The organism is Pseudomonas sp. B21-028 (assembly GCF_024749045.1).
Taxonomy (GTDB): Bacteria; Pseudomonadota; Gammaproteobacteria; order Pseudomonadales; family Pseudomonadaceae; genus Aquipseudomonas.
In genome coordinates this window covers 286719-300323 of the sequence record NZ_CP087184.1, presented here as the reverse complement: position 1 = coordinate 300323, position 13605 = coordinate 286719, and the positions used below count along the sequence as shown (strand labels likewise).

Here is a 13605-nt window from a genome sequence, read left to right as displayed (position 1 = left end):
CAGGCCACTGGATAACTGTCGCCATTTTGTGATTACTCTGTACGAATGCCGCGACTCGCGGGCCCCCTGATCCGAAGTACCGATCACAGGTTGTTCTTATTGAAGACTTTTGACCATTTGACCGTTGTCGGTCTACGCGAGTGGGTGGCGCTTCCAGATCTGGGAGTCGCGGGGCTACGGGCAAAAATAGACACCGGTGCCAGTACCTCCAGCCTGCACGCCACCGACATCGAGCCATTCGAGCGTGACGGCGAAAAATGGGTACGCTTCACTGCGCACCTGGGCACGGTGGTACAACTGCGTCATCGCCGCTGCGAAGCCCCACTGGTGGCGCGCAAGACGATTAAAAGCTCCAACGGTCATGCCCAGGTCCGCTACGTGATCAGCACCACGCTGGCACTCGGGGATCGGATCTGGCGGGTCGAGTTCACCCTGGCTTGCCGCAAGTCCATGCGCTATCGCCTGCTGTTGGGTTCCAAAGCCTTGATCGACGGCCAGTTGGTGGTCAATCCAGGCATCAAATACGTCCAAGACAAGCCGGTATTCCCGGTAACCACTACCCCTGCCACAGGTGCTGCATGAAGATCGCTGTGCTGTCGCGTAATCCGCGTCTGTATTCCACTCGTCGCCTGGTTGAGGCCGGGACTGAGCGTGGCCATGAAATGGTGGTGATCGACACCTTGCGTGCCTATATGAACATCGCCAGCCACAAGCCGCAGATCCACTACCGGGGCCAGCCGCTGGAAGGGTTCGATGCGGTGATCCCGCGCATCGGGGCATCCGTGACCTTCTATGGCTGCGCCGTGTTGCGCCAGTTCGAAATGATGGGGGTATTCCCTCTCAACGAATCCGTGGCGATCGCCCGCTCCCGGGACAAGCTGCGTTCGCTGCAACTGCTGTCGCGGCGCGGCATCGGCCTGCCGGTCACCGGTTTTGCCCATTCACCCGATGACATTCCCGACTTGATCGCGATGGTCAATGGCGCGCCGCTGGTCATCAAGGTGCTGGAAGGCACCCAGGGTATCGGCGTGGTCCTGTGCGAAACCGCGACGGCGGCGGAATCGGTGATCGAAGCATTCATGGGCCTCAAGCAAAACATCATGGTCCAGGAATACATCAAGGAAGCTGGCGGCGCGGACATCCGCTGTTTCGTGGTCGGCGACAAGGTCATCGCTTCGATGAAGCGTCAGGCCCGGCCTGGGGAGTTTCGCTCCAACCTGCATCGCGGTGGCAGCGCCAGCCTGATCAAGATCACCCCGGAAGAACGCATGACGGCCCTGCGCGCCGCAAAAGTCATGGGCTTGGCCGTGGCGGGTGTCGACATCCTGCGCTCCAATCACGGCCCTTTGGTGATGGAGGTCAACTCCTCGCCTGGCCTGGAAGGCATCGAGACCACCACGAGCAAAAACGTGGCGGGCATCATCATCGAGCATCTGGAAAAGAATGGCGGGCCGAACATGACCCGCACCAAGGGCAAGGGGTAGAGCAGCTACGAGCTTCAAGCTTCAAGCAGAAGCAAATCAGCTTGTAGCTTGCCGCTGCTTCTATACCGCATCCCTGGGCAACATCAACCCCAACGGCAACCGCACCCGCGCTTCGAGCCCGCCACCGACACGGTTGCGCAATTCGACGTTGCCGCCGTGCATCGAGGCAATGCGCTTGACGATTGCCAGGCCCAACCCCGTGCCCTTTCCGCCCCGGGCGCGGTCGCCACGGGTGAAGGGATTGAAGATGGCCTCCAGCTCCGAAGGATCGATGCCGGCGCCACGGTCCATGACGCTCAGCACCACATAAGGCGCGTTGGTGTCGCCGGAGACATAGGCCGCTACCTCGACACCCGTCCCGGCGTGGTTCAGGGCATTGCCGATCAGGTTGTTCAGCAGCCGCTTCATCGACACCCGGCGCAACGGGAACGGCTGGATCGGCTCCAACTGCAGATGCACTTTTTCGTCGCCCTGGTTATAGGGCGCGACCACTTCCCGTACCAACTCGCTGAGGTCCACTTCCTCCACCGATTCATCGCGTCCGTCGCGAATGAACGCCAGGAACTGGTCGAGAATCGCATCCATGTCTTCGATATCACGGACCATCTCATCGGTCAGGTCGGTGCGCTCGCCCATCAGCTCCAATGACAACCGCAACCGGGTCAGTGGTGTACGCAGGTCGTGGGAGACCCCGGCGAGCATCAGTTCTCGCTCGCGTCCGGCCTGCTCGACATCCTCGGCCATCTGGTTGAAGGCCCGGTACACCTCGGTCATTTCACTGGGCGTGTCACTGATGGGCAGCCGCACGCTGCGTCCCTGGCCCAATTGTCGGGCCGCATAGACCAGGCGTTTCAACGGTTGGTTGAGCTGGCTGACGAATATCCACGCCGACGCTGTCGACAGCAGGCCGATGGCCAGGAACCAGCCCAGTACGTTCCAGATTTTCTGGCCACGCAGGGGATGCGGGTACAACGGCACCTTCAGCCAGCCATCTCCCAGGCTTGGGGCACGCACCCACAGCGCCGGGGGCGAGTGCATACGCAGGCGCACCTCGGTATCGGCGCCCAGCTCGGCCTGCATCTGCCTCTGATAGATCTCGCTGTAGGGCCAGTGCTGTTCGCCTTCGGGCACACCGGCACCGACTACCCGGATCAGCGTTGCCGCCTCGGCGATCTTCGTCCGATTGTTTTCATCGGCAGCCCAATAGGCCCGCAGGGTCAGGGCAACGCCGTGACTGTACTGGCGGTCCACCAGGACGTCTTCGTTCATCAGCAGGTAGACCAACGTCAGTGCCTTGGAAAAGAGCACGACGATCAGCACCAGCCAGAGGGTGCGGGAGAAGAAACTCTGGGGAAACCAAACGGGGGTTTTCATGGATAACCGCTACACACTTGCAGGAGCGAGCGATGCTCGCATACTGACGGACGCGAATCGCCTGGAAGAAGAATTCAATCCGCCAGGCCACCCGCTCCTACAAATCGCCGATCATTTGCCGGCGGCGCCATCCGGCACGAATACATAGCCCACGCCCCAGACAGTCTGGATATAGCGCGGCTTGGAAGGATCGGGCTCGATCATCCGGCGCAGGCGGGAAATCTGCACGTCGATGGAGCGCTCCAGCGCATCCCATTCGCGGCCACGGGCCAGGTTCATCAGCTTGTCCCGGGTCAGCGGTTGACGGGCGTTCATCACCAGGGCCTTGAGCACCGCGAACTCGCCAGTGGTCAGCATGTGGACTTCGTCGCCACGCTTGAGCTCACGGGTGGCCAGGGACAGCTCGTAGTCGCCGAAGGTCACGCTTTCATCTTCGCTGCCGGGGGCTCCAGGCACCGGGGCGGACTGACGACGCAGGACCGCCTTGACCCGGGCCATGAGTTCGTCGGGGTTGAACGGCTTGGCCAGGTAATCGTCGGCACCCAGTTCCAGGCCCTTGATACGGCTCAGTTCGTCGCCCTTGGCAGTGAGCATGATGATCGGGATCTGGTTGTTCGCGCCGCGCAGGCGGCGGCAGGCCGTCAAGCCGTCCTCGCCAGGCAGCATCAGGTCGAGGACCACCAGGTTGAAGACTTCACGGGCCAGCAGTCGATCCATCTGTTCGGTATTGGGTACGGTGCGGGCCCGGTAGCCCTTGCTGACGAAAAAGCGCTCCAGCAGGCTGCTCAGCCCCGGGTCGTCGTCAACAATCAGAATTTTTTCGCCTTCAGCAGTTTGTGCAGTGCTGCTCATAGGAAGCTCCTTTGATCTCGGCGCGCATTATGGCCTAGCTGCCGTTATACGCACCGTGTGCATTGTTAGCAGATTTTTCCTCCATCTCCACCCATACGGGTATCGGACCTACAGACCATGACCCCCCGAAGGACGGAACGCTGGTTATAATGCGCGGCCTTTTGTGCCTGGGAATGTCGAATCGTTACCCTCGACGAGCCTTTTTCCCTTTGGCCAGGCAGCACTTTTTGAATTTCGCGGGTCAACAGGCAGCCTTTCTTGACCCAGGCAGCGGTCCACGCCAGGCCGCTCAACCAGTCTCGCCGAGCCCTGTTTCTGCGCCGGCGGGCCTGATTTCATAATTTGTCAGGTGGTTTTATGGACAGCATCAACAGCCGCATCGCCGAGGAACTCGGCGTACGCCCGCAACAGGTCGAAGCGGCCGTCGCGCTACTCGATGAAGGCTCCACGGTGCCTTTTATCGCCCGTTACCGGAAAGAAGTGACCGGCAGCCTCGATGACACTCAATTGCGTCATCTGGAAGAGCGCCTGCGCTACCTGCGTGAACTCGACGAACGGCGTATCAGCATCCTGGCCAGCATCCAGGAACAGGGCAAGCTAACCCCGGCGCTCGAACGCGACATCAAGTTGGCGGACACCAAGACCCGCCTCGAAGACTTGTACCTGCCCTACAAGCAGAAGCGCCGCACCAAGGGCCAGATCGCCCTGGAAGCCGGGCTTGGCGAATTGGCCGACGGGCTGTTCAACGACCCGACCCTGGCGCCCGAAGCCGAAGCCGCGCGTTTCGTCGATGCCGAAAAGGGCGTGGCGGACGTGAAGGCGGCGCTGGAAGGCGCCAAGTACATCCTCATGGAGCGCTTCGCCGAAGACGCCAACCTGCTGGAAAAGCTGCGCAACTTCCTGAAACACGAAGCCATCCTCAGTGCCCGCGTAATCGCAGGCAAAGAAGAGGAAGGGGCGAAGTTCCGGGATTACTTCGAGCACGACGAACCGCTCAAGAGCATGCCGTCCCACCGCGCCCTGGCGATTTTCCGTGGCCGCAACGAAGGCATCCTCAGCTCCGCGCTGAAAGTCGGCGATGAATTGCCCGGCACCATGCACCCCTGCGAAGGCATGATCGGCCAGCAGTTCGGTATCCAGAACCAGAACCGCGCCGCCGACAAATGGTTGGCAGAGGTGGTGCGCTGGACCTGGAAGGTCAAGCTCTATACCCACTTGGAAACCGACCTGCTGGGCGAACTGCGGGACAACGCCGAGACCGAGGCAATCAACGTCTTCGCCCACAACCTGCACGACCTGCTGCTGGCGGCACCGGCCGGCCCACGCGCCACCCTGGGCCTAGACCCGGGTCTGCGTACCGGCTGCAAGGTGGCGGTGGTGGATTCCACCGGCAAGCTGTTGGATCACGCGACGGTCTATCCCCACGTCCCGCACAACAAATGGGACCAGACCCTCGCGGTGCTCGCGGCCCTGTGCGCCAAGCATTCGGTGGACCTGATCGCCATTGGCAACGGCACCGCCAGCCGTGAAACGGACAAACTGGCCGCCGAGCTGATCAAGAAATACCCGGCCATGAAGATGACCAAGGTCATGGTGTCCGAGGCTGGCGCTTCTGTTTATTCCGCTTCGGAACTGGCGTCCAAGGAGTTCCCGGACCTGGACGTGTCGATCCGTGGCGCGGTGTCGATTGCCCGTCGCCTGCAGGATCCGCTGGCGGAGCTGGTGAAGATCGACCCGAAATCCATTGGTGTCGGCCAGTACCAGCACGATGTGTCCCAGTTGAAACTGGCCCGCGGCCTGGACGCCGTGGTGGAAGACTGCGTAAACGCCGTGGGTGTGGACGTGAACACCGCTTCGGTGGCGCTGTTGGCGCGGATCTCGGGCCTCAACGCTACGCTGGCGCAGAACATCGTGACCCACCGCGATGAGCACGGCGCCTTCAAGACCCGCGCCGCGTTGAAGAAAGTCCCGCGCCTTGGGGAAAAGACCTTCGAACAGGCCGCCGGCTTCTTGCGCGTCATGAACGGCGACAACCCCCTGGATTCGTCGGCCGTCCACCCCGAAGCCTACCCGCTGGTGCAACGCATCGCCGCCCAGACCGATCGCGACATCCGCTCACTGATCGGCGACGCTTCGTTCCTCAAGCGCCTGGATCCGAAGAAATTCACCGACGAAACCTTCGGCCTGCCCACCGTCACCGACATCCTGCAAGAACTGGAGAAACCGGGCCGTGACCCGCGTCCCGAGTTCAAGACCGCCGAGTTCCAGGAAGGCGTCGAAGACCTCAAGGACCTGCAACCCGGCATGATCCTGGAAGGGGTGGTGACCAACGTCACCAATTTCGGGGCGTTCGTCGACATCGGCGTGCATCAGGACGGTCTGGTGCACATTTCGGCGCTGTCGGAGAAGTTCATCAAGGACCCGCGCGAAGCCGTGAAGGCTGGTGACGTGGTGAAAGTGAAGGTCATGGAAGTCGACATTCCGCGCAAACGCGTCGGCCTGTCGATGCGCATGAGCGACACCCCCGGCGAGAAAGTCGACGGTGCCCGTGGCCCTCGTCCAGGCTCGGCGCCGCGCCAGTCGCAGAACACCGCGCCGCGCAAGGAAACCGCCACGGCGGCCCCGGCCAACAACGCCATGGCCTCGCTGTTCGCCAACGCCAAGCAGTTGAAGAAGCGCTGATGGACACGCCGGCCGGGCTGGTGGAAAGCGCCTTCTTCAAACTGCTCGGCTGCCGCTTGCACAGTCTGGGGGACGGGGTGGCGCAAGTCGCCCTGGCCCTGGAGCCGCCGTTGCGCAATCGGGGCGGCAAGCTGCACGGTGGCGCATTGTTCAGCCTGGTGGACATCGCCATGGGCCTGGCTTGTTCCAGTGTCCATGGCTTTGATCAACAGAGCGCGACCATCGAATGCAAGATCAACTACATTCGCGCCGTGTCCGAGGGCGAGGTCCTGTGCACGGCCCGGGTCCTCCACCCGGGGCGGCGCACGCTGGTGGTCGAGGCTGAGGTGACCCAGGGCGACAAGCTGGTCGCAAAAGCACAAGGCACCTTCGCTGTCCTATAGCTCCCTGTCATCGATTTGGGTTAATTTCGGCGCAACAGAAACAGCGTCGCAGTTCCCTGTGGGAGCGAGCCTGCTCGCGATAACGGTGTTTCAGTCGCATCAACGTAGCTGATTCACCGCAATCGCGAGCAGGCTCGCTCCCACAGGAGACTGCGGCGATTCGTTCTTGGCCGTACAAAACCGGGCGATAACGCCAGTTTCAACTTCACCCTTGTAGAGCGCCTTGCCCACCCCCATATTGGGGCGACTGACGCGTGAAGGAATTCAACTTGAGCGACCTCTTAAACCGCCGCCTGGCCCTGCTCGGCGAGCGCGCCAACCTCTCCCTGCTCGAGCAGTGCCTGCACGGTATCGAACGTGAATGCCTGCGTGTCACGGACAGCGGGCGCCTGGCATTGACCCCGCATCCCGAAGCTCTGGGCTCGGCGCTGACCAACGGGCAGATCACCACCGACTATTCCGAGTCGCTGCTGGAGTTCATCACCCCGGCCCTGGCGAACCCGGCCGATACCCTGAGCAGCCTCGACAGGATCCACCGGTTTGTCTACAGCAAACTCGGTGATGAATACCTGTGGAGTCCGTCGATGCCGTGCCCGCTGCCGGCGGAAGAAGAGATTCCCATCGCGTACTACGGCACCTCGAACATTGGTCGGCTCAAGTACGTCTATCGCCAGGGCCTGGCCCTGCGCTACGGCAAGACCATGCAATGTATCGCCGGGATCCACTACAACTTCTCCCTGCCGGAGAAACTCTGGCCGCTGCTGCGCCAGGCCGAGGCGGCCGACGTCAGCGACCGTGATTTCCAGTCGCAGGCCTATATCGCGCTGATCCGTAATTTCCGTCGCTACAGCTGGTTGCTGATGTACCTGTTCGGTGCCTCGCCGGCCCTGGACGCCGGTTTCCTGCGCGGTCGCCCGCACCAGTTGGAACAACTGGACCCGGACACCCTATACCTGCCCTATGCCACCAGCCTGCGCATGAGCGATCTGGGTTACCAGAGCAACGCCCAGGCCGGCCTGACGCCGTGCTACAACGACCTGGCCAGCTACACCGACAGCCTGCGCAAAGCGGTGGCGACGCCCTATGCACCGTATGTCGAAGTCGGCACGCATCGGAACGGCGAGTGGGTGCAGCTCAACACCAATATCCTGCAGATCGAAAACGAGTACTACTCCAACATCCGCCCCAAACGCGTGACCTACACCGGCGAACGTCCGATCCAGGCGTTGATGGCCCGGGGCATCCAGTACGTCGAAGTACGCTGTCTGGACATCAACCCGTTCCTGCCGTTGGGCATCGACGTCACCGAATCGCGTTTCCTCGATGCGTTCCTGTTGTATTGCGGCCTCAACGAGAGCCCGTTGTTCGAAAGCAGCGAATGCGGCAATGCCACGGACAACTTCCTGACCGTGGTCAAGGAAGGCCGCAAGCCGGGCTTGCAACTGCAACGCCAAGGCCAATCGGTGAACATGCAGGCGTGGGCCATCGAACTGCTGGAACAGATCGCACCGCTGGCTTCGTTGCTCGACCAGAGCCACGGTGGCGATGCTCACCGCCAGGCCCTGGATGCACAGCTGGCGAAGGTCCGGGATCCGTCGCTGACCCCATCAGCGCAGGTCCTGGCGGCCATGGCGGAACATCAGGAAAGCTTCGCCCAGTTCTCCCTGCGCCAGAGCAAGGCCCACGCCGGGTTCTTCCGTGCCGAACCATTGCCGGCCCAGGAACAGGCTGCGTTCGAAACCTCCGCTCGCGAATCCCTAGCCCAGCAAACCGAGCTGGAACAGAACGAAGTGGGCGATTTTGACGTGTTCGTGGGTTCGTACCAGGCGAGCATCCTGGCGATCAGTAACTAGATCGCACTTGTCGAGCCAGTCAGTGTGGCGAGGGAGCTTGCTCCCTCGCCACAAAGGCCTCGCCCGCTCCTCTGCGATCAACTTTTTCGCTGATAAGCTCATGCTAAAAAGTTATTTATTTTTGAATTCTTAGATCATTTAGTCTCCTTCAACGCCGAATACCCGGCGGTCTGTTGAGGAGTTCTCCCATGACTTTGAGTTTCCCCCTTCGCCTTCTCGCAGCCGCCTCCCTGGCTGCCGCGAGTCTGTTTGCCCAAGCCGCCGACCTGACCGTCGCCTATCAGACCACCGTCGACCCGGCCAAAGTCGCCCAGGCCGACGGTGCCTATGAAAAAGCCACCCGGGCCAGCATCGACTGGCGCAAATTCGATAATGGCGCCGACGTCATCACGGCCATCGCCTCGGGCGACGTGCAGATCGGCTACCTCGGTTCCAGCCCGCTGACCGCCGCCATCACGCGCAAGGTCCCGGTGGAAACCTTTCTCATCGCCACCCAGATCGGCGCCGCCGAAGCCTTGGTAGCCCGCGACGGCTCCGGGATCAAGACTCCGCAGGACCTGGTTGGCAAGAAGATTGCCGTACCGTTCGTTTCCACCGGTCACTACAGCCTGCTCGCCGCGTTGAAGCATTGGGGCATCGACCCGTCGAAGGTCACGGTACTCAACCTTGCGCCACCGGCCATCATCGCCGCCTGGAAACGTGGCGACATCGATGCCACCTATGTCTGGGATCCGGCCCTGGGCGTGGCCAAGGAAAACGGCACGGTGCTGATCACTTCGGCGGAGCTGGCCAAATTCGGCGCGCCAACCTTCGATGCTTGGATCGTGCGCAAGGACTTCGCGCAGAAGCACCCTGAAATCGTCACCGCCTTCGCCAAGGTCACCCTGGATGCCTACGCCCAATACCGCAAGGACCCGCAAGCCTGGCTGGCGAACACAGCCAACATCGACAAGCTGGTGAAGCTCTCCGGTGCCAAGGCCAGCGACATCCCGCTGTTGCTGCAAGGCAACGTGTACCCGCTGGCGGCCGACCAGATCGCGAGCCTCGGCGCACCGACCACCCAGGCCATCACCAACACCGCTGCGTTTCTCAAGGAGCAAGGCAAGGTGGAAGCGGTCCTGCCCGACTACGCCCCCTACGTCAGCGCCCAATACATCGCTCACTGATTCGCCAAGAAAAAAGGGAGTCACCGCAATGGCCTTGTTACAGCTGGAGCGCATCGGCGCACAGTATCCCGGGGCGTCGGAAGCCGTGTTGACGGACATTTCACTGACCCTCGGGCCGCAGCAATTGCTGGTTGCCCTGGGTCCGTCCGGCAGCGGCAAGACCTCGCTGCTGAACCTGATCGCTGGATTCGTCGAGCCCAGTGCCGGGCAGATCACCCTGGACGGCGTGCAGGTGCTGGGCCCCGGCGCCGAACGCGGCGTGGTGTTCCAGGACGACGCGCTGTTGCCTTGGCAGGATGTGCTGGCAAATGTCGGGTTCGGTCTGGAACTGGCTGGGGTCGCCAGGGAACCACGGGAAACCCGCGCCCGGGAGATGCTCGCCCTGGTGGGCCTGGCCGGCTTCGAGCAACGCCGTGTCTGGCAGCTTTCCGGGGGCCAGAAGCAGCGCGTCGGCCTCGCCCGGGCGCTGGCGGCCGACCCACGCGTGCTGCTGATGGACGAGCCCTTCGGCGCTCTCGATGCCTTCACCCGTGAACAGATGCAGGAGCTGTTGTTGCAGGTCTGGCAACGCACTGCCAAACCGGTGTTCCTGATCACCCATGACATTGAGGAAGCCGTGTTCCTCGCCACCGAACTTATCCTGCTGGCGCCCAACCCAGGGCGGATAGTCGAACGACTGCACCTGGATTTCAGCCAGCGCTACCGGGCCGGAGAGTCAGCGCGGTCGATCAAGTCCGACCCGCGCTTCATCGACATCCGTGAACACGTGCTTGCCAAAGTATTCGCCCAACGCAGTGCCACCCGACACCAGGAGCCAATATGAGCAGCTATGAAATCCCGGCGGTGGCCAACGAAATCCTTACCAGTGATCCAGCCCGCCGCTTCCGGCGTTCCGTGAGTACGCGATGGATCAGCGGCCTGACCCTGATCACGCTGCTGGTCCTATGGTGGGCGGTGACGGCGAGCGGGCTGGTCGAACCGTTGTTCCTGCCCTCGCCTTCCGCCGTGCTGCAAAAAGGCTGGCTGCTCGTCACCAGCGGCTACATGGACGCGACGCTGTGGCAGCATCTGGGCGCGAGCCTCGGACGGATCGGCCTGGGCCTGTTGCTGGCCGTGCTGACGGCGGTACCGGTGGGCATTGCCATCGGTTCCAGCCGTATCGCCCGGGGTGTGTTCGATCCATTGATCGAGTTCTATCGGCCGATTCCGCCGCTGGCCTACCTGCCGCTGATCGTGATCTGGTGCGGCATCGGCGAATTGTCGAAGGTGCTGCTGATCTACCTGGCGATCTTCGCCCCGATAGCCATCGCCACCGCCACCGGCGTACGCACGGTCGACCCGGCCAGGGTACGGGCCGCGCAATCCCTTGGCGCAACTCCGGCACAGTTGATTCGCCATGTGATCCTGCCCAGCGCCCTGCCCGACATTCTCACCGGCATTCGCATCGGCCTGGGTGTGGGCTGGTCGACACTGGTGGCCGCCGAACTGATCGCCGCCACTAGTGGCCTGGGGTTCATGGTGCAGTCGGCGGCGCAGTTCCTGGTCACCGATGTGGTGGTGCTGGGAATCCTGGTCATCGCCCTCATCGCCTTCGCCATGGAAATGAGCCTGCGCGCACTGCAACGCAGGTGGGTGCCGTGGCATGGTCAGGCCCATTGAGTTCATTGACCACGCCGACATCCGGCGCTCCAACCAGGAAAAACAACGATGAACCGCCCGACCATCACTCCTTTGAGCATCGCCCTCGGCGCGCAGATCAGCGGCATCGACATCAGCCAGCCGCTGAGCGTGGAGCAGCGCAATTTCATTGAGCAGGCCTTGCTTGAACACCAGGTGCTGTTCTTTCGGGACCAGCCCATCGACCCAGCCCAGCAGGCACGTTTCGCCGCCTGTTTTGGCGACCTGCATATTCACCCCATCTATCCGAATGTGCCCGGGCAGCCCGAAGTGCTGGTGCTCGACACGGACGTCACCGATGTACGCGACAACGCCGTCTGGCATACCGACGTGACCTTCCTGCCGACCCCGGCCATGGGTGCGGTACTCAGCGCCAAGCTGCTGCCGCCGTTCGGTGGCGATACCTTATGGGCCAGCGGCATTGCGGCTTACGAAGCCTTGTCGGCACCGTTGAAAAGCCTGCTACAAGGCCTGACAGCCACCCACGACTTCACACGGTCCTTTCCCTTGGAACGCTTTGGTCATACCGCCGCGGACCAGGCTCGCTGGGAAGAAGCACGACGGAAAAACCCACCGCTGTCCCATCCGGTGGTTCGCACCCATCCGGTGAGCAGTCGCCGGTCGCTGTTCGTCAATGAAGGTTTTACCACCCGCATCAACGAGCTGTCCGAAACCGAAAGCGAAGCCATCCTGAAGCTGCTGTTCGCCCATGCCACCCGCCCGGAGTTCACCCTCCGCTGGCGCTGGCAGGTCAATGACGTAGCGTTCTGGGACAACCGCGTGACCCAGCATTTTGCCGTGGACGACTACCGTCCTGCCCGACGCGTGATGCACCGGGCGACGGTGCTGGGAGATGTGCCGTTCTTCAAGTGAATAGAAGATTGGGTCATCTTTGTGGCGAGGGGATTTATCCCCGCTGGGACGCGAAGCGGCCCCGACCCATCTCGGGCTATCAGGTCAATTGAGTTGACAGTTTTGAGGCTGCTACGCAGCCCAGCGGGGATAAATCCCCTCGCCACAGGGGTTTGTGTTCGGCTTGGGGATTACTCCGCCGACGAAGGCTTCTCCCAGAGATTGATACCGCCCTCCTGGGCAAACCGGTCGATCTCCGCCAGTTCCTCGGCACTGAAGCTCAGGTTCTTCAGCGCCCCGACGTTCTCGACGATCTGCTCCGGGCGGCTGGCGCCGATCAGGGCAGACGTGACCCGAGGATCGCGCAGGGTCCAGGCCAGGGCCATTTGTGCCAGGCTTTGGCCGCGTCGCCGGGCGATCTCGTTGAGGGCGCGCACATGGGCGATGTTCTCCTCCGACAAGTGCGAAGCCTGCAGCGAACCGCCACCCGGACGATTGACCCGTGCATCGGACGGGATGCCCTTGAGGTACTTGTCCGTGAGCAGGCCCTGGGCCAGCGGGGTAAAGGCGATCACACCGGTACCCAATTCGTCGGTGGCGTCCAGCAGGTCTTTTTCCACCCAGCGGTTGAGCAGGTTGTAGGCCGGTTGGTGGATCAGCAGAGGAATTTTCCACTCCTTGAGCAGCGCCGCCATTTCCCGGGTCTTCACCCCGGAATAGGAAGAAATACCGACGTACAAGGCCTTGCCCTGTTGCACCGCCGTCGCCAGAGCACTGGCGGTTTCTTCCAGCGGAGTATCGGGATCGAAGCGGTGGGAATAAAAGATATCCACATAGTCGAGCCCCAGCCGTTGCAGGCTCTGGTCGAGGCTGGCCAACACGTACTTGCGCGACCCGCCACCCTGGCCATACGGGCCGGGCCACATGTCCCAACCGGCCTTGCTGGAGATGATCAACTCGTCGCGGTAGTGCTTGAAGTCCTCACGCAACAACCGACCGAAATTGATCTCGGCGCTGCCGTAGGGCGGGCCGTAGTTGTTCGCCAGGTCGAAGTGGTTGATGCCCAAATCAAATGCCGTGCGCAGCAAGGCACGCTGGGTATCGATCGGCGTACTGTCGCCGAAGTTGTGCCACAACCCCAGCGACAATGCCGGCAGCACCAGACCGCTGCGACCAACGCGGCGATAGGGAATGGACTCGTAGCGGTTTTCAGCAGCGATGTAGGTCATCGAAGGCTCTCTGTTCGGGGATGATGCGAATGGCAGAAACTAACATTTCACAG

12 protein-coding genes are annotated in these 13605 nt (G+C 62.1%); 9 read left to right on the top strand and 3 right to left on the bottom strand.

All coding sequences use genetic code 11. The features are described 5' to 3' along the window. Window positions 1–99 precede the first annotated feature (99 nt). Window positions 100–582: an ATP-dependent zinc protease gene (locus LOY35_RS01325; RefSeq protein ID WP_258629869.1), complete on the top strand. Its 483-nt coding sequence runs from the start codon at window positions 100–102 to the stop codon at window positions 580–582. Then, the gene (gene rimK, locus LOY35_RS01320) at window positions 579–1484 is read left to right on the top strand and encodes a 30S ribosomal protein S6--L-glutamate ligase (protein WP_041024661.1); all 906 of its coding nucleotides are present in this window, start codon (window positions 579–581) and stop codon (window positions 1482–1484) included. Before LOY35_RS01325 ends, rimK begins: the two co-directional genes overlap by 4 nt. Before the next feature lie 60 nt (window positions 1485–1544). On the opposite strand, the gene LOY35_RS01315 is transcribed toward rimK, so the two are convergent. Further along, window positions 1545–2858, bottom strand: a complete 1314-nt coding sequence (locus tag LOY35_RS01315) for an ATP-binding protein (protein WP_258629867.1) — start codon at window positions 2856–2858, stop codon at window positions 1545–1547. Window positions 2859–2969: 111 nt separating this feature from the next. After that, complete coding sequence (ompR, locus tag LOY35_RS01310) at window positions 2970–3710, bottom strand: two-component system response regulator OmpR (protein ID WP_134922415.1); 741 nt, start codon at window positions 3708–3710, stop codon at window positions 2970–2972. Window positions 3711–4067: 357 nt separating this feature from the next. Here ompR and LOY35_RS01305 point away from each other — a divergent pair, with 357 nt between their 5' ends. The 7 genes from LOY35_RS01305 (at window position 4068) to tauD (ending at window position 12344) form a co-directional block, all read left to right on the top strand. Next, window positions 4068–6392, top strand: coding sequence for a Tex family protein (locus tag LOY35_RS01305; protein ID WP_258629863.1), 2325 nt, complete (start codon window positions 4068–4070; stop codon window positions 6390–6392). Then, entirely contained in the window at window positions 6392–6775 is a 384-nt protein-coding gene (locus LOY35_RS01300) for a PaaI family thioesterase (RefSeq protein ID WP_258629861.1), read from the top strand. Before LOY35_RS01305 ends, LOY35_RS01300 begins: the two co-directional genes overlap by 1 nt. Before the next feature lie 269 nt (window positions 6776–7044). After that, window positions 7045–8628 (top strand): glutamate--cysteine ligase, encoded by a 1584-nt coding sequence (gene gshA, locus LOY35_RS01295; RefSeq protein ID WP_258629859.1) that lies wholly within the window; start codon window positions 7045–7047, stop codon window positions 8626–8628. Window positions 8629–8816: 188 nt separating this feature from the next. Further along, a complete protein-coding gene (gene tauA / locus LOY35_RS01290) occupies window positions 8817–9794 on the top strand; it encodes a taurine ABC transporter substrate-binding protein (protein WP_258629855.1) in 978 nt (325 codons plus the stop codon). Window positions 9795–9822: 28 nt separating this feature from the next. Next, complete coding sequence (gene tauB, locus LOY35_RS01285; protein WP_258629854.1) at window positions 9823–10617, top strand: taurine ABC transporter ATP-binding subunit; 795 nt, start codon at window positions 9823–9825, stop codon at window positions 10615–10617. Next, window positions 10614–11453, top strand: coding sequence for a taurine ABC transporter permease TauC (gene tauC, locus LOY35_RS01280; protein ID WP_258629853.1), 840 nt, complete (start codon window positions 10614–10616; stop codon window positions 11451–11453). Before tauB ends, tauC begins: the two co-directional genes overlap by 4 nt. Window positions 11454–11501: 48 nt before the next feature. Next, complete coding sequence (gene tauD, locus LOY35_RS01275; RefSeq protein WP_258629852.1) at window positions 11502–12344, top strand: taurine dioxygenase; 843 nt, start codon at window positions 11502–11504, stop codon at window positions 12342–12344. Window positions 12345–12514: 170 nt separating this feature from the next. On the opposite strand, the gene mgrA is transcribed toward tauD, so the two are convergent. Next, window positions 12515–13552 (bottom strand): L-glyceraldehyde 3-phosphate reductase, encoded by a 1038-nt coding sequence (mgrA, locus tag LOY35_RS01270; RefSeq protein ID WP_258629850.1) that lies wholly within the window; start codon window positions 13550–13552, stop codon window positions 12515–12517. Window positions 13553–13605: the final 53 nt, after the last annotated feature.